The 16,306-nt window shown below is 71.1% G+C and carries 14 protein-coding genes and 1 pseudogene; all 15 read left to right on the forward strand.

Going from position 1 to position 16,306, the window contains the following annotated elements:
- Positions 1 to 74: 74 nt before the first annotated feature.
- The 15 genes and pseudogenes from AC3EUJ_RS17690 (at position 75) to sigJ (ending at position 16,297) form a co-directional block, all read left to right on the forward strand.
- A complete protein-coding gene (locus tag AC3EUJ_RS17690; protein ID WP_431962325.1) occupies positions 75 to 1,259 on the forward strand; it encodes an inositol-3-phosphate synthase in 1,185 nt (394 codons plus the stop codon).
- Positions 1,256 to 2,476: an SCO3242 family prenyltransferase gene (locus tag AC3EUJ_RS17695; RefSeq protein ID WP_431962327.1), complete on the forward strand. Its 1,221-nt coding sequence runs from the start codon at positions 1,256 to 1,258 to the stop codon at positions 2,474 to 2,476. Before AC3EUJ_RS17690 ends, AC3EUJ_RS17695 begins: the two co-directional genes overlap by 4 nt.
- On the forward strand, positions 2,473 to 3,330 hold the full coding sequence (locus tag AC3EUJ_RS17700; protein ID WP_431962329.1) for a sugar phosphate isomerase/epimerase family protein: 858 nt from the start codon (positions 2,473 to 2,475) through the stop codon (positions 3,328 to 3,330). The genes AC3EUJ_RS17695 and AC3EUJ_RS17700 overlap by 4 nt, the downstream gene beginning before the upstream one ends.
- Positions 3,327 to 3,968: an EboA domain-containing protein gene (locus AC3EUJ_RS17705; RefSeq protein WP_431962331.1), complete on the forward strand. Its 642-nt coding sequence runs from the start codon at positions 3,327 to 3,329 to the stop codon at positions 3,966 to 3,968. Before AC3EUJ_RS17700 ends, AC3EUJ_RS17705 begins: the two co-directional genes overlap by 4 nt.
- Positions 3,968 to 4,816: a TatD family hydrolase gene (locus AC3EUJ_RS17710; protein ID WP_431962333.1), complete on the forward strand. Its 849-nt coding sequence runs from the start codon at positions 3,968 to 3,970 to the stop codon at positions 4,814 to 4,816. The genes AC3EUJ_RS17705 and AC3EUJ_RS17710 overlap by 1 nt, the downstream gene beginning before the upstream one ends.
- A gap of 13 nt (positions 4,817 to 4,829) precedes the next feature.
- Positions 4,830 to 5,999 carry a metabolite traffic protein EboE gene (gene eboE, locus AC3EUJ_RS17715; protein WP_431962335.1) on the forward strand — a complete coding sequence of 390 codons (1,170 nt, stop codon included), beginning with the start codon at positions 4,830 to 4,832 and terminating at the stop codon, positions 5,997 to 5,999.
- The gene (locus AC3EUJ_RS17720; protein WP_431962337.1) at positions 5,996 to 7,384 is read left to right on the forward strand and encodes an alkaline phosphatase family protein; all 1,389 of its coding nucleotides are present in this window, start codon (positions 5,996 to 5,998) and stop codon (positions 7,382 to 7,384) included. The genes eboE and AC3EUJ_RS17720 overlap by 4 nt, the downstream gene beginning before the upstream one ends.
- 34 nt (positions 7,385 to 7,418) lie before the next feature.
- Positions 7,419 to 8,456 (forward strand): sugar phosphate isomerase/epimerase family protein, encoded by a 1,038-nt coding sequence (locus AC3EUJ_RS17725; RefSeq protein ID WP_431962339.1) that lies wholly within the window; start codon positions 7,419 to 7,421, stop codon positions 8,454 to 8,456.
- Between the two features lie 510 nt (positions 8,457 to 8,966).
- Positions 8,967 to 9,233, forward strand: a complete 267-nt coding sequence (locus tag AC3EUJ_RS17730; RefSeq protein WP_431962341.1) for a hypothetical protein — start codon at positions 8,967 to 8,969, stop codon at positions 9,231 to 9,233.
- Positions 9,234 to 9,462: 229 nt separating this feature from the next.
- The gene (locus AC3EUJ_RS17735) at positions 9,463 to 10,212 is read left to right on the forward strand and encodes an SDR family oxidoreductase (RefSeq protein ID WP_431962343.1); all 750 of its coding nucleotides are present in this window, start codon (positions 9,463 to 9,465) and stop codon (positions 10,210 to 10,212) included.
- Between the two features lie 576 nt (positions 10,213 to 10,788).
- Positions 10,789 to 12,222 carry an aldehyde dehydrogenase family protein gene (locus tag AC3EUJ_RS17740; RefSeq protein WP_431962345.1) on the forward strand — a complete coding sequence of 478 codons (1,434 nt, stop codon included), beginning with the start codon at positions 10,789 to 10,791 and terminating at the stop codon, positions 12,220 to 12,222.
- A 147-nt stretch (positions 12,223 to 12,369) separates the two neighbouring features.
- Positions 12,370 to 13,191: a helix-turn-helix transcriptional regulator gene (locus AC3EUJ_RS17745; protein ID WP_431962347.1), complete on the forward strand. Its 822-nt coding sequence runs from the start codon at positions 12,370 to 12,372 to the stop codon at positions 13,189 to 13,191.
- Between the two features lie 84 nt (positions 13,192 to 13,275).
- Positions 13,276 to 14,316: pseudogene (locus tag AC3EUJ_RS17750) on the forward strand (helix-turn-helix domain-containing protein).
- A 197-nt stretch (positions 14,317 to 14,513) separates the two neighbouring features.
- Positions 14,514 to 15,248, forward strand: a complete 735-nt coding sequence (locus AC3EUJ_RS17755; RefSeq protein WP_431962349.1) for an SDR family oxidoreductase — start codon at positions 14,514 to 14,516, stop codon at positions 15,246 to 15,248.
- An 83-nt stretch (positions 15,249 to 15,331) separates the two neighbouring features.
- The gene (gene sigJ, locus AC3EUJ_RS17760) at positions 15,332 to 16,297 is read left to right on the forward strand and encodes an RNA polymerase sigma factor SigJ (protein ID WP_431962351.1); all 966 of its coding nucleotides are present in this window, start codon (positions 15,332 to 15,334) and stop codon (positions 16,295 to 16,297) included.
- The last annotated feature ends 9 nt before the right edge of the window (positions 16,298 to 16,306 follow it).

Here is a 16,306-nt window from a genome sequence, read left to right on the forward strand (position 1 = left end):
CACGAGCCGGCGGCGGGCGGGGAGACGCCGTGCCCCCGCCCGCCGCCCCCACCACTCGCACCAGGGAGGCAGTCGTGACGAACCCGCCCGCCGCGGCACCGGCATCGGACAACCAGTCGCCCGCGCGCACCGGAGTGTGGCTCATCGGAGCCCGCGGCTCCGTCGCCACCACCGCCGTCGCCGGATGCGCGGCGGTCACCGCCGGACTTCACCCGGCGACCGGCATGGTGAGCGAGACCGCTCCCTTCGCCGCGGCGGGGCTCCCACCGCTGCCGTCCCTGGTCTTCGGCGGCCACGACACGGCCGCCTGCCCGCTGGGCAAGCGGGCGGAACAGCTCGCGGAGGGCGGTGTGCTGCCGCACGGCCTGCCCGCCGCCCTCCGCGCCGAACTGGCCGCCGCGGACCGGGAGATCCGCACCGGCGGCCCGCTCCCTGGCGACAGGCGCGGCGACGAGGAGCTGATCGCGGCATTCGCCGCGGACATCACCGCCTTCACCCGCCGCAACGACCTGGCCAGGACCGTCGTCGTCAACGTCGCCTCCACCGAGCCCGTCCCCGAGCCAGGGAGCGACCGGCTACCGGCGAGCTCCCTCTACGCCACGGCGGCGATCGAGGCCGGATGCGCCTACGTGAACTTCACCCCCTCCACCGGGATACGGACCCGGGCCCTCGCCGAGGCGGCCGCGGCCCGCGGCCTCCCCTTCGCGGGACGGGACGGCAAGACCGGGCAGACCCTGCTCCGCTCCGTCCTCGCCCCGATGTTCGTACAACGCGCCCTGACGGTGCGCGCCTGGTCCGGCACCAACCTGCTCGGCGGGGGCGACGGGGCGGTACTCGCCGACCCCGCGGCCGCCGCGGCCAAGAACGCCGGCAAGGAACGCGTCCTCGCCGACGCCCTCGGCACCACCCCCGAGGGCGAGGTCCACATCGACGACGTCCCGGCCCTCGGCGACTGGAAGACGGCCTGGGACCACATCGCCTTCGACGGATTCCTGGGCACCCGGATGGTCCTGCAGACCACCTGGCAGGGGTGCGACTCCGCCCTGGCCGCCCCGCTCGTCCTCGACCTCGCCCGCTTCGCGGCCCGCGCTCACGAGGCCGGTCTGACCGGCCCCCTCCCGGAACTGGGCTTCTACTTCAAGGACCCCGACCCGGGCGCCCCCGCGGCGCTCTCCGAGCAGTACGGGGAGCTGCTGGCCCTTGCCGCCAGGCTGGGGGAGTCCCGCCTGGGGGAGTCTCGCCTGGGGGAGCCCCGGTGAGGGCTCCGGGAGCGGGGCGACGGCGGGTCCTGGCCGTCGTGGCGGCCCTGGGCGTCGTGACGGCGCTCGCCACGCGCCGCCCTCCGCGCGGCGTGGCGGGCGGCAGCGTCCCTCGGGACGGGGCGCGTGGCACCCACCGGCCCGGGGCGGAGGAGGGGGCCGCCCCGGGCGGGAGCGGAAGCGCCGAGAAGGCCGACGTCGTAGCCGACACCGCGGGCGACGCCAGGGCGGAACGGCCCGCACCGGCCCCCCGGCTGTGGGACTGGGCCGAACTGCTGCGCGTCTCCGCCCTGTTCACCGTCCCGGGCGACGCCCTCGCGGGTGCCGCCGCCACCGGACGGGGCCCTGGTCGCGGAACGTTCCTCGCCATCGGCAGCTCCCTGTGCCTCTACCACGCGGGCATGGCGCTCAACGACTGGGCCGACCGCGACGAGGACGCCGCCGACCGCCCCCACCGTCCCCTCCCGTCGGGCCGGATCAGCCCTGTTGCCGCCCTGACGGCCGCCGGAGGGCTCACCGCGGCCGGCCTGGCGCTCGCGGCCCGCGCGGGACGTGCCCCGCTCGCCCTGGCCACCACCCTCGCGGTGACGGTCTGGGCGTACGACCTGCGCCTGAAGCACACTGCGGGGGGCCCGGCGGCCATGGCCGCGGCACGCGCCCTCGACCTCGTGCTCGGCGCGACGGCCACCCGTCCCCGGGCACTCGGTGCCGCGCTGCCCCACGCCGCCCTGCTCGGCGCGCACACCTACGCGGTCACCACCGTCTCCCGCCACGAGACGCGGGGCGGCTCCAGCACGGCACCGCTCGCCGCCCTGGTCACCACCACGGCGATCGCCGCCGTCACGACGGACGCCACCCGGACGCCGCGCCTCCCGCGCGCGTCCGCACGTCCGCCGTCGGCCACCGCCCGGCACGGGGCGGGCGGTGGCCGACCTGGGCGACCGGCCCCGGGGACGGAGCGACCACCGGCCCTGCCCCACGTGATGACGGCACTGGCCTCCACCGTCTATGCCGCCACCGCGCTCACCCCCTTCCTGCACGCGGCTCTCAACCCTTCCCCGCTGCTCACCCAACGCGCCGTCGGCGGCGGGATCCGCGCCATGATCCCGCTGCAGGCCGCCCTGGCGGCCCGCTGCGGCTCGGGGGCCTCCGCGGCGGCCGTCCTCGCCCTCGGCCCCGTCGCCCGCCGGGTCGCCAGAAAGGTGAGCCCCACATGAGCCTGCGTCTCGGCTACGGAACCAACGGCCTCACCGACCTCCGCCTCGACGACGCCCTCGCCCTCCTCACCGACCTCGGCTACGACGGCGTCGGACTCACCCTCGACCACATGCACCTCGACCCCCTCGCACCCGACCTCGCCGCCCGTACCCACCGCCTCGCGCGACGGCTGGCCGCCCTCGGCCTCGAGGTCACCGTCGAGACCGGCGCCCGCTACGTCCTCGACCCGCGCCGCAAGCACGGCCCCTCCCTGCTCGACCCGGACCCCGACGCCCGCGCCGCCCGCACCCGGCTGCTCGAGCGCGCCGTCCAGGTAGCCGCCGACCTCGGGGCCCACGCTGTGCACTGCTTCAGCGGGATCACCCCCGCCGGCACGTCGCCCGCCACCGCCTGGCAGCGACTCGAAGGCGCCCTCGCGCCCGTCCTCGACGCCGCGTCCGCCGCCGGGATCCCGCTCGCGGTCGAGCCCGAGCCCGGGCACCTGCTGGCCTGCCTCGACGACTTCCACCACCTGCGCGGGCTGCTGGGTGACCCCGAACCGCTCGGACTGACCCTCGACATCGGCCACTGCCAGTGCCTGGAACCGGCGCCCCCCGCGGACTGCGTCAAGCAGGCCGCTCCCTGGCTGCGCCACGTGCAGATCGAGGACATGCGCCGCGGCGTCCACGAACACCTCCCCTTCGGCGACGGGGAGATCGACTTCCCGCCCGTCCTCCAGGCCCTGACGGACAGCGGCTACCAGGGACTGACCGTCGTCGAACTTCCCCGCCACTCCCACGCCGGACCCGAACTCGCCCGCACCTCACTCGACTTCCTGCGCTCCCACACCCCCACGAACGGAGCCACGGCATGACGACACCCACCCGCGAGGGCCTCCACGGCCGTCTCGGCGAGACCGCCCGCGCCTGGCTGGACGCGGCCCTCGCCGAAGCCGAAGCCGAAGCCGCCCGCGGTGGCGCCACGAACGACGCCACCCCCACAGCGACCTCCTCCGTGCCCGCCTGGGAACAGCGCTTCGCCTCGGCGGGCCGCCACTGCGGCCAGCAGCACGCCGACGCCGTCCGCGTGCTGCTCCTGCGGGAGGCCCGCGCCGGCGCCGCCACCCTGACCCGCCTGTACCGCCACGGCACCGCCGCGGAGCGCCGTGCCGTCCTCCTCGCGCTGACGCACCTCGCGCCGGGCCCCGCCGACGGGGTGCCCCTGGTCGAGGACGCCCTGCGCACCAACGACACGGGGCTCGTCGCCGCCGCCGTCGGCCCCTACGCCGCCGAGCACCTCGACCCGCACACCTGGCGTCACGCCCTCCTCAAGTGCCTGTTCACCGGGGTGCCGGTGGACGCGGCCGCCGGGCTCGAGCAACGAGCGCGCGGTGACGCGGAACTGGCCCGCATGCTCGGCGACTACGCCGCCGAACGCACCGCCGCGGGCCGCTCCGTCCCCGCGGACCTCCACCGCGTCCTCGCCCTGACGTCCCGGACGGAGGAGTCCTGATGCGCATCTTCGACCCCCACATCCACATGACCTCCCGAACCACGGACGACTACGAGGCCATGTACGCCGCCGGTGTCCGCGCCCTGGTCGAACCCTCCTTCTGGCTCGGTCAGCCCCGCACCTCTCCGGAGTCCTTCTTCGACTACTTCGACTCCCTCCTTGGCTGGGAACCCTTCCGGGCCGCTCAGTACGGCATCGCCCACCACTGCACCGTCGCGCTGAACCCCAAGGAAGCGAACGACCCGCGCTGCCTCCCCGTCCTCGAGGCGCTGCCCCGCTTCCTCGTCAAGGACAACGTCGTCGCCGTCGGCGAGATCGGCTACGACTCGATGACCCCCGCCGAGGACACCGCCCTCGCCACCCAGCTCCAGCTCGCCGCCGACCACGGACTGCCCGCCCTGGTCCACACCCCGCACCGCGACAAACTCGCCGGGATGCGGCGCACGATCGACGTCGTCCGCGAGTCGTCGCTCGACCCCGAGCACGTCCTGCTCGACCACCTGAACGAGACCACGGTGAAGGAGGCCGCCGACAGCGGCTGCTGGCTCGGCTTCTCCATCTACCCCGACACCAAGATGGACGAGGACCGCATGGTCGCCGTGCTGAAGGCCCACGGCACCGAGAAGATGCTGGTCAACTCCGCCGCCGACTGGGGGAAGAGCGACCCACTCAAAACCCGCAGGACGGCCGACGCCATGCTCGCCGCCGGCTTCACCGCCGACGAAGTCGACCAGGTCCTGTGGCGCAACCCCGTCGCCTTCTACGGCCGCAGCGGCAAGCTGCAGCTCGACGTCCCCGCCCCGCGGGACCTGCACGAGGGCAACTCCATCCTTCGCGGCGGGGAATGAGGAGGCGGCACCCATGCGCTTCCGGCACCCCGACGGCTCCGTCGTCCACCTGGCCTACTGCACCAACGTCCATCCCGCGGAGACGCTCGAGGGAGTGCTCTCGCAGCTCCGCGACCACTGCGAACCGGTCCGCAAACGGCTCGGCCGCGACCGCCTCGGCATCGGGTTGTGGCTCGCCAAGGACGCCGCACACGCCCTCCACACCGATCCGGCGGCACTGCGCGGGCTGCGCACCGCGCTCGACCGCCGCGGCCTCGAGGTCGTCACCCTCAACGGCTTCCCCTACCAGGGCTTCGGCGCCGCAGAGGTCAAGTACCGCGTCTACCGGCCGGACTGGACCGAACCGGAACGGCTCGCCTACACCAGCGGCCTCGCCGACCTCCTCGCCGCCCTGCTCCCCGCCGACGTCACCGAAGGGTCGATCTCCACCCTCCCTCTCGCCTGGCGCACCCTCTGGGACGACCGCGCCGCGCGGACCGCCAGGACTGCCCTCACCACCCTCGCCGGACGGCTGGACGCGCTGGCCGAGCTCTCCGGCAAGTCCATCAGGATCGCCCTGGAACCCGAACCGGGCTGCATCGTCGAGACCACCGCGGACGCGATAGAGCCCCTCACCGCGATCGCCCACCCCCGGATCGGGTTGTGCGTCGACACCTGCCATCTCGCCACCTCCTTCGAAGAACCCGCCGCCGCGCTGGACGCGCTCACCGCCGCGGGCATCACCATCCCCAAGGTCCAGCTCTCCGCCGCCCTGCACGCCGAACACCCGCACCTGCGGGACGTACGCGATGCGCTCGGCGCCTTCAACGAACCCCGCTTCCTCCACCAGACGCGCGCCCGCACCGCCGGCGGCCTGCACGGCACCGACGACCTCCACCAGGCGCTCACCGAGGGGCCACTCCCCACCGGCGCACCCTGGCGCGCCCATTTCCACGTCCCACTGCACGCACCGCCCGCGCCTCCGCTCACCTCCACCGTTCCCGTCCTGAAGGACGCCCTCGCCCGCCTCGTCGGCGGGCCGGTCCCGCTGACCCACCACCTCGAAGTGGAGACCTACACCTGGCAGGCACTCCCCGCCGAGCTGCGCCCGCGCACCCGAGCCCAGCTCGCCGACGGCATCGCCGCGGAACTCGGCCTCGCCCGCGACCTCCTCCACGACCTCGGCCTAAAGGAACTCCCATGACCGACACCGCCGGGCCGGCCCCCCTACTCGTCCTCGACGTCGTCGGCCTCACCCCCCGGCTCCTGGACCACATGCCGCATCTGAAACGACTCGCGGACACCGGCACGCAGGCGCCCCTCGGCACCGTCCTGCCCGCGGTGACCTGCGCCGCCCAGTCCACCTTCCTCACCGGTGCGCCGCCCGCCGAGCACGGCATCGTCGGCAATGGCTGGTACTTCCGCGAACTCGGCGACGTCCTGCTGTGGCGCCAGCACAACGGTCTCGTCGCCGGCGACAAGCTGTGGGACGCGGCCCGCCGTGCCCACCCCGGCTACACCGTGGCCAACATCTGCTGGTGGTACGCCATGGGCGCCGACACCGACGTCACGGTCACCCCACGCCCCGTCTACTACGCCGACGGCCGCAAGGAACCCGACTGCTACACCCGGCCCCCCGAACTCCACGACGAGCTCACCGACGCCTTCGGAACCTTCCCCCTCTTCCACTTCTGGGGCCCCGGCGCCGACATCGTCTCCAGCCGCTGGATCATCGACGCCACCCGGCACATCCTGCGCACCCGCACACCCGACCTCGCCCTCTGCTACCTCCCGCACCTCGACTACGACCTGCAGCGCTTCGGTCCCGACGATCCCCGCTCCCGCCGCGCGGCCACCGAGCTGGACGAGGCCCTGGCCCCGCTCCTCGACGACGCGCGCCGGGAGGGCCGCACGGTGGTGGCGCTCTCCGAGTACGCCATCACACCGGTCAGCCGTCCCGTCGACATCAACCGCGAGCTGCGGCGCGCCGGACTGCTGGAGGTCCACACCCAGGACGGCATGGAGTACCTGGACCCGATGGCCTCCCGCGCGTTCGCGGTCGCCGACCACCAGATCGCCCACGTGTACGTGCGCCGTTCCCAGGACCTCGAAGCCACCCGCAAGGTCCTCGCCACCCTGCCCGGCATCGCCGAACTCCTCGACGACGAGGGCAAGAAGCGCCACGGCCTGGACCACCCGCGTTCCGGCGAGCTCGTCGCCGTCGCGGACCCGGACGCCTGGTTCACGTACTACTACTGGCTCGACGACGACAGGGCACCCGACTTCGCCCGGCTCGTCGAGATCCACCGCAAACCCGGCTACGACCCCGTCGAGCTGTTCATGGACCCCGCGGACCCCTACGTCCGCGTCAAGGCCGCCGCGGCCCTGGCCCGCAAGAAGCTCGGCATGCGCTACCGCATGGCGGTCGTGCCGCTCGACCCCTCGCCTATTCGCGGCAGCCACGGCCGCCTCCCGGCGAGCGACGACGAAGGTCCGCTCATCCTCTGCTCCATCCCCCGTGCCGTCGGTGGCCGCGTCGCGGCCACCGAAGTGAAGTCCCTGCTCCTGCGCCTGGCAGGACTCCACTGAACCACACGTCACCGACGTCAAGGAGTTATCCACAATGACCAGCACGCGTCGTAACAGCACCCCCGACCCGGAGCTCAGCCGCAAGCTGAGCAGACGGGGCATGCTCGGTGTCGCCGCCGGGGCCACCGCCGCCGCGCTGCTCGGAGTGACCGCCCCCACGGCCGGCGCCCACGGCAAGGGCCACGGCCGTCCCGTCCTGCCTCCCGGCCGCCTCGGCATCCAGCTGTACTCGCTGCGGGACAAGGTCTCCACCCTCGGCTTCGCCCCCGTCTTCGCCGAACTCGAGAAGTACGGCTACGACGAGATCGAGTACGCCGGCTACACCCAGGGCTCCGCGGGCGCCATCACGCTGGCCCAGCTGCGCCGGCTCGCCGAGGACCACGGACTGCGCGCGATCGGCAGCCACGTCGGCTACTACAACGACGGGGACCCGGGCGCCTACACCTTCGCCCAGAACCTGACGAGGGTCCTCGACGACGCACAGGCCCTCGGGCTGAAGCACATCGGCACCGCGTCCGGCCCCTGGCGCTACGGCAGCACCGTCGACGGCTGGAAGCGCTGCGCCGAGGAGTTCAACGAGTACGGCGCCGCCGCCAAGGCCCGCGGCATGAAGTTCTACCAGCACAACCACGCGGAGGAATTCTCGTTCGCGACCGACCGCCCGAACGTGCGGCTGTACGACGTGCTCCTCGCCGAGACCGACCCCGACCTCGTCTACCTGGAGATGGACATCTACTGGGCCTACGCCGGTCAGTTCCGTTTCTCCAAGCGGGCGGACGGCACCCCCGCCCCCTTCGACCCGCTGCGCTACGTCCTCGAGCAGCCCGACCGCTACCCCCTCTTCCACGTCAAGGACGGTGAGCGCGACGACACCGCCCGCGACGGCTACCGCATGGTCGACGTCGGCGATGGCGACATCGACTACCAGCGGTTCATCTCGGAGGTGACGCGCACGCACGGCGGCCGCCTCGCCCACCACTGGCAGACGGAGCACGACACGCCGGCCGATTCCCTCAGCTTCGCCCGCAGGTCGAGCGCGTACCTGCACTCACTGCGCGAGAAGGACTGCTGACGTCACGTCGGCGTCCGTCTGACGATTCGTCGGAGCCCCGTGCCCGCCGCCCGGGCGGGCCGGGGCCCTTCGTCTTCCGGCGGGGGGCCGGGCTTGCGTGTCGCCGCGACTTCGGGCAGCACGCGACCGCGGCGGCACCTGAGTCCGTGACCAGCGACGGAACGGTCCGCGTCCGCTCCGGGCCCGCTGCCGCCGGGGTCGCCCCCGAGGACGGGGGCCGGGTTGGCGTACGTTGTCGGTGACGAGGATTCACCCGTCGGGAGGTCCGGACGTGACGGTTCGTGATTACGGTGCGTGCTGGAACGGTTGAGGCCCCTTCGGGCCCGTGATCAGCAGGCATTCGCCGCTGTGAGCCCGTTCCGGAGTCCACCGTTCGCCGCATCTGACGCCGCGTCGAGTGACGGAGTGTGACGGGATTCCGCCGTGCGGCGCGGAAGTCCTCGACGCAGGCTCTCCATGTCGGAACCCTGCGGACGCCGCCACGGTGTCCGCCGAGACAGGAGAGTCAGCATGCGTGTTTCCCGTTTTGTGGCCGCTCTTGGCGTGGCCTCTGCCGTTCTGCTGGGTGGTGCCACTGCTGCCGGCGCCGCCACCCCGGATCTCGTTCGCGCCCACGGTACCCACGTCACGGGCGACCACGGCCGGGGCTACGACCGTGGCCACGGCGGCCGGGGCCACCACCGTGACCACTACCGCTTCGACCGCGGCTTCTTCGGCTCCTACCTCTTCGGCCCCTACCTCTTCGACCCCTTCTTCTTCGGTGGTCGCTACCGCTGACCTCCGGCCCGGCCTGAACGCCCACGCGTGACGGCCGCTGGTTCCCGGGCCGCCGCCCCGCACAGGGGTGGCGGCCTCGGAGTGTGCGAGGTGGACGTCCGCAGACCGTGAACGACGATAACAGATCGGTGTTATCGATGCTTGCGCTTCCGTCGATAACGTGGCACTGTTATCGACGGAAGCGGGGCGACGGAAGGAGTCGCCTCCCTCGCGTGATCAGGAGACCGCCATGACCGAGACCACCACCGCTACCGCCCGCCGCGTCGCAATCGTCACGGGCGGCTCCCGCGGCATCGGCCGCGAGGTCGCGCTGCGCCTGGCCGCCGACGGCCAGGCGGTCGTCATCGCCTACGCCGGCAACCAGGCGGACGCCGACGCGACCGTCGCGCAGATCGCCGCCAACGGTGGTTCCGCGCTCGCGGTGCGGGCCGACGTCGCCGACGAGAAGGCAGTCCTGGCGCTCTTCGACGCCACGGAGCGGGAGTTCGGGGGTGTGGACGTGGTGGTCAACTCGGCCGGCCTCATGATCCTCAACACCGTAGCGGACTTCGACCTCGACGCCCTGGACCGCATGCACCGCACCAACATCCGGGGTACCTTCGTGGTCAACCAGCAGGCCGCCCGCAGGCTCCGTGAGGGCGGCGCCGTGATCAACGTGTCCTCGTCGCAGACCCGGATCGCCACGCCGACCTACGCCGCGTACGCCGCGTCGAAGGGTGCGGTCGAGGTCATCAGTCTGGTCCTGGCCCGTGAGCTGCGCGGCCGTGACATCACCGTGAACGCCGTCGCGCCAGGCCCGATCGCCACCGACCTGTTCCTGAACGGCAAGGACGAGGCGTCCATAGAGCGGTTCGCGAAGCTGAGCCCCCTCGAGCGTCTCGGCTCCCCCCAGGACGTCGCCGAAGTCGTCTCCTTCCTGGCCGGCCCGGGCCGCTGGATCAACGGCCAGACGATCTTCGCCAACGGAGGAGCGGCCTGACCCGCCGGCCGCGTCCCCGCACGGCCGCTCCCGGCACCGGACCGCGGGCTCGTCGGCGCTGCCCGCCGGACGTTGGTTCCCCGCCCCTCGTCGCCCCCGCACCACGACCGCGGCCTGCCCCACGGCATGTCCCGCACCTCGCGCCACCCACCCGATCCGGGACCCGGACGCCACAGCCGCCGGGACCGGCCCCGGCAGCCCGAGGAGATCCGTCATGTCCCCCGTGTCTTCCGTCGTCCGGGTCACCGGTGCGAGCTCCGGGTTCGGCGCGCTGGCCGCCCACGCCCTCGCCTCCGCGGGACACACCGTCTATGCGAGCATGCGCGACATATCCGGCCGCAACGCCGAACGCGCGGCGGAGGTACGCGAACGTGCCGCCCGCGAGGGCATCGACCCGCCCCGTGCTCGTCCGCCCCAGCGGATGCCTTTCTCGCTGCGGATGCCGGCACGACCACTGCCGGTCCCGACCACTTGGTCATTGACCGCGTTCAGCCAGGTGCTCCCAAGCGGGAGTGACGCGCATCATGGGTATGGCCGGGCATGGATGCCGCGCGGCAGTCGCTGTTGTCTGGCGGTATGAACGAAAACCCCGATGTTCCCTTCCCGGCCCCGTCCCATTGGATCGGCGGCCGCGCGGTCCCCGGTTCGGGTCCGCTGATCGACGTCATCAACCCGGCCGACGACTCCGTGGTCGCCACCGTTGCCCAGGGCACTTCCGAGGACGTCGACATGGCCGTGGACGCGGCGCTCGCCGCCTTTCCCGTCTGGTCGGCGACGGAGACCGAGGACCGCATCGCCGTGATCCGGCGCGTGGCCGAAGGGATGCAGAAGCACTCCGAGGAGATCGCCGCCACGATCACCCTGGAAATGGGCGCACCGATCACGTTCTCGCGTCAGGCGCAGGCCGGCTTCCCGGTGGCGTCGACCCTTGCCGCGATCGTGACGGCCGAGCGGTTCGAGTGGACCGAGACGGTGGAGAACTCTCTGATCATCCGCGAGCCCATCGGCGTGGTGGGCGCCATCACCCCGTGGAACTTCCCCCTCCAGCAGCTGGTGACCAAGGTCGTCCCGGCTTTGCTGGCCGGCAACACCGTGGTCCTCAAGCCGTCGGAGCTCTCGCCGTTGAGCGCCCGGATGTTCGCGGAGATCGCCACCGAGGCCGGTCTGCCGGCCGGTGTGCTGAACGTCGTGCAGGGCACCGGGCCGGTGGTCGGCGAGGCCATCTCGCGGCACCCGAAGATCGACATGGTGTCCTTCACCGGGTCCACGGCCGCCGGCAGGCGTGTCTCGGCCGCCGCTGCCGAGACCGTCAAGCGCGTCGCACTGGAGCTCGGCGGCAAGGCCGCACACATCATCCTTCCCGACGCCGACCTCGACTTCGCCGTCAACCGCGGCCTGGCCTATGCCTGGGCCAACGGCGGTCAGGCCTGCGGCGCCTACACGCGGATGCTCGTGCCCGGGCACCTGCAGGAGACCGTCGTCGAGAAGCTGCGCTCCGCCGCCGTCGCTTACACCGTCGGCGACCCTGCCGACGAGGGCACCCGTATCGGCCCGCTCGCCTCGGAGAACCAGCGCCGGCGCGTGGACGGCTACATCCGTCGCGGCATCGCCGACGGCGCCACGCTCGTCGTCGGCGGCACCGGCCGCCCCGAGGGCTTGGAGACCGGCGCGTACGTCAAGCCCACGATCTTCGCCGACGTCGACCCAGGTTCCGCCATCGCCCAGGAGGAGATCTTCGGCCCCGTTCTCGTGGTGATTCCCTACACCGACGACGACCACGCCGTCGAGATCGCCAACGACACGGTCTACGGACTCAACGGCGCCGTCACCGGCGAGGAGGAGCACGCCGTGGCGATCGCCCGGCGTCTTCGGGTCGGGCAGGTCGACGTGAACGGCGGGCCCCACAATTTCCAGGCGCCGTTCGGCGGTTACAAGCAGTCCGGCAACGGCCGGGAAATGGGCCGGGCCGGCCTTGAGGAGTTCCTCGAGACCAAGGCGATCACCCGCTGACCTGCGGCCGCTGGTGGCCGCGGACGCTCACCGGGACGTCCGCGGCCCGCGGCCGCCACCGGGGAGGGCCGGCGGTGCGGAGTTACCCTGCGTTGTGGGCGGCCCGCGCCCGAGCGGCCCGTGACAGACGAAAGGACGGGAGGGCACATGACGGACCGAGCCGGGCTGGCGGCGTTCCTGCGGGCACGCCGTGAAGCCCTGCAGCCCGAGGACATCGGCCTGCCGCGCGGGCGGCGCAGGCGCACCGGCGGGCTGCGCCGCGAGGAGGTGGCGGCCCTGTGCGACATGTCGGTCGACTACTACAGCCGGCTGGAACAGCCGCGCGGCCCCCACCCCTCGGAGCAGATGCTCGCCGCGATCGCCCGCGGGCTGCGCCTGTCGCTCGAGGAGCGCGACCACCTGTTCCGGCTCGCCGGTCATGCCCTGCCGCGCAGGGTGCGCCGCGGCGACCACCTCAACCCGGGCATGCTGCGCATCCTGGACCGCCTGGAGGACACTCCGGCCCAGGTGATGAACCACCTGGGCGAGACCTTGAAGCAGACCCGCCTGGCCGTCGCGCTGCTCGGCGACCAGACGGCCTACACCGGCTGGGCGCGCAGCGCGCACTACCGCTGGTTCACCGATCCGTCCTCCCGCCTGGTGCCCGAGAGTGACGTCCCCGAGCAGAGCCGGCTGATGGCGGCGGACCTGTACGGCGCGTACACCCGCGACGGCGGCGACTCTCCGGTCGGCGAACTCGTCGACGCGCTCCGCCAGGCCAGCCCGGACTTCGCCGCGCTGTGGCGCGGGCATCCCGTGCTGGGCCCCTCCTGCGCGGTGAAACGCTTCCAGCACCCGCAGGTCGGACTGCTGGAACTGCACTGCCAGACGCTCGTCGACCCCGACCAGTCGCAAAGGCTCCTGGTCTACACCGCGGTGCCAGGCACGGAGAGCCACACCAATCTCCAGCTCCTCTCCGTGCTCGGCTAGGTGCTGTGACCGCATAGGTTCGCCGGGTTGGCGGTTGGGGCGGTTGGATGTGCGGTGACGTTCGATCCGATTGCTGGAGGTGCGGTGGCTGAGCCTGTGCGGGTGCGCAGACTGACCGATCAGGAGGGGCAGAAGCTGCAGCAGATCGTGCGCCGGGGCAGTACCAGTTCGGTGCGCTACCGGCGGGCGATGATGCTGCTGGCTTCGGCGGACGGGAACCGGGTGCCGGTGATCGCGCAGCTGGTCCAGGCCGACGAGGACACCGTCCGGGACGTGATCCACCGGTTCAACGAGATCGGCCTGGCATGCCTGGACCCTCAGTGGGCGGGAGGCCGTCCCCGCCTGCTCGGTCCTGACGACGAGGACTTCGTCATCCAGACGGCCACCATCCGCCCGGCCAGACCCGGCCGGCCCTTCACCCGCTGGTCCCTCCGGAAACTCGCCGCCTATCTGCGGAAAGTCCACGGCCGCGTGATCCGCATCGGCCGCGAGACGTTACGAAGGCTGCTCTTGCGCCGCGGCATCACCTTCCAGCGCACCAAGACCTGGAAGCAATCCCCGGACCCCGAGCGTGACACCAAGCTCGACCGCATCGAACACGCTTCCCGGACCGTGTTTTCGCGTTCGACGAGTTCGGCCTGCTCGGCATCCGGCCAACCGGCGGCAACTGCTGGGCCGAGCAGACCAAGCCCGACCGGGTGCCGGCGACCTACCACCGCACCCACGGCGTCCGGTACTTCCACGGCTGGTACTCGATCGGTGACGACACCCTGTGGGGCGTCAACCGGCGCAAGAAGGGCGCCGCCAAAACCTGTCCGCACACAAGGGCGAGCGGATCCGCCGCTGGGCGACCAAGCACCGGGTCGAACTGTGCTTCACCCCGACCTACGCGTCCTGGGCGAACCCGATAGAGCCCACTTCGGACCGCTGCGGCAGTTCACCATCGCCAACTCGAACCACCCCAACCACACCGTCCAGACCCGGGCCCTGCACGCCTACCTGCGCCGGCGCAACACCAACGCCCGCCACCCCGACGTCCTGACCGCCCAACGCCGAGAACGCGCCCGCATCCGCAGCGAGAAGCGCATCCGCTGGAGCGGACGCCCACTCGCCCCAGCAGCATGAAACCCGGCGAACCTATGCGGTCAGAGCACTAGCCTTTCTCGGACTCGCCGCCGCCCTGCGCTGCCACAAGCGACTCATCCGCCTCACCACATAGGACACGGTCTAGCAGCATGCCTGCTTCGCAGCCTCACATTTCTCCGGCCTGCGTCGTCATGTTGGTGAGGGCAGCGACTGATGCCCCGGAACGGAGTGAGGAAATGAAGGTTTTCATCGCTGGTGGGCGCGGCCGTGTTGGGTCCCGCCTTGCTGACAACCTGGAGGCCAAGGGCATCGAGGTGGTCTCGGGAGGACTTGAGGACGGGATCGACGTGATCTCGGGCAAGGGGCTCGCCGAGGCTCTCGTCGGAGTCGACACCATCGTGAACGTCCTCAACACCCCCCGCTTTGATGCGGAGGGGGCAATCTCGTTCTTCGAGGGAGCGATCAAAAACCTGACTGCGGAGGGCGAGCGGGCAGGTGTGCGTCATCACATCGTGCTCTCCATTGTCGGCGTCGGGGAAGGAGACGCATCTGAGATCGGGTACTACCTCGGTAAGGTGGCGCAGGAGAAGGCCGTGCGATCCGCTTCGATCCCCGCCACCATCATTCGGGCCACCCAGTTCCAGAGCTACATTCCTGTCCTCATTGACCAGCACACCGTGGACGGAAAGGTTCTCGCTCCGAGGTCATTCATCCAACCCGTCGAGCTGGACGAAGTCATCGAGCTGCTCGCCGAGGCTGTCACGACGCTGGATCCGGGAAGTGTGGTCGAGATCGCTGGACCCGACCGCTTCTACCACGACGACCTCTTCCGTGCCACTCTGGCCGATCGCGGAGACGATCGTGAGGTTGTGACCGTGGACGGACAGGAGCCCCTCGAGGCCATGGTTCCGCGCGGCGCGTACCGGACAGGCACCGTGCGGTACCCGATTGCAGGGATCCCCACTTTCTGAATGCGATAGTGGAGATAGTCGGGAACGTCTGACCGCCAAGCAATAGGTTAGGCGTGCTGCGCTCCATTGGGAAAGGGTGTCCCATGTCGGAAGATCTTCCTGCCGAATCCGCGGAGTTCGGAAAAGCCGAGCGTGATGAATCACGTGCCCTCGATTCGATCATGGCGGAGCGGCATCGCCTGCTGTCGCTAGCCTTTCGCATGATGGGCACCCTGGCCGATGCCGAGGACGTCGTGCAAGAGACATATGTGAGGTGGTACCGCCTTGAGCCCGAGGAACGCGACGAAATTGCCGCGCCTGCAGCATGGCTGATTCGAGTTGCGAGCCGTATCTCACTCGACCTGCTGGGTTCCGCGCGGGCGCGACGGGAGACGTACGTCGGGCAATGGCTACCGGAGCCAGTTCCAGTTGACCTCTTTGCAGACACAGCCATTGCGCCACTGAACTCCAGTCATCTCGCTGCTGATCCGCTCGAACGCGTCACCCTCGATGATGCCGTCAGCATGGCATTGCTGACGGTCCTCGAGGCCATGACCCCAGCAGAGCGAGTGACGTTCGTGCTGCATGACGTGTTTGGTCTCCCGTTTGACGAGATTGCTGGGGTCGTAGGTCGTTCAGCAGCAGCAACAAGGCAATTGGCAACGTCCGCACGCCGCCACGTTCGACAAGGAAGACGCGCACAGGTTTCTCCCCACCAGCATGATGAGGCTGTTCGGGCATTCCGTGGTGCAACTGTCAGAGGGGACATCGAGGACCTGCTCCGCGTGTTGGCTCCAGACGTCGAACTACGAGTAGACGGCGGCGGCTTCGTCAATGCCGCACCTCAGGTCATCCGTGGGTCGGATCATGTAGCCCGGTGGTTCATGGGAGTGATGCGCAAGCAGCCCGCCCTCCGTCTTGAGCAACGCGACACAGCTGACGGTCTCGGATACATTCTTCGAAATGAGGGGAGTCGATACGGAATGGTTACCTTTGACGTCAGCGATGAAGGCGTCACGAACGTGTGGCTGATGTTGAATCCAATGAAGCTAACGAATTGGTCACTCTGATCGTTTTAG

The sequence above is a fragment of the Actinacidiphila sp. bgisy160 genome, assembly GCF_057707815.1.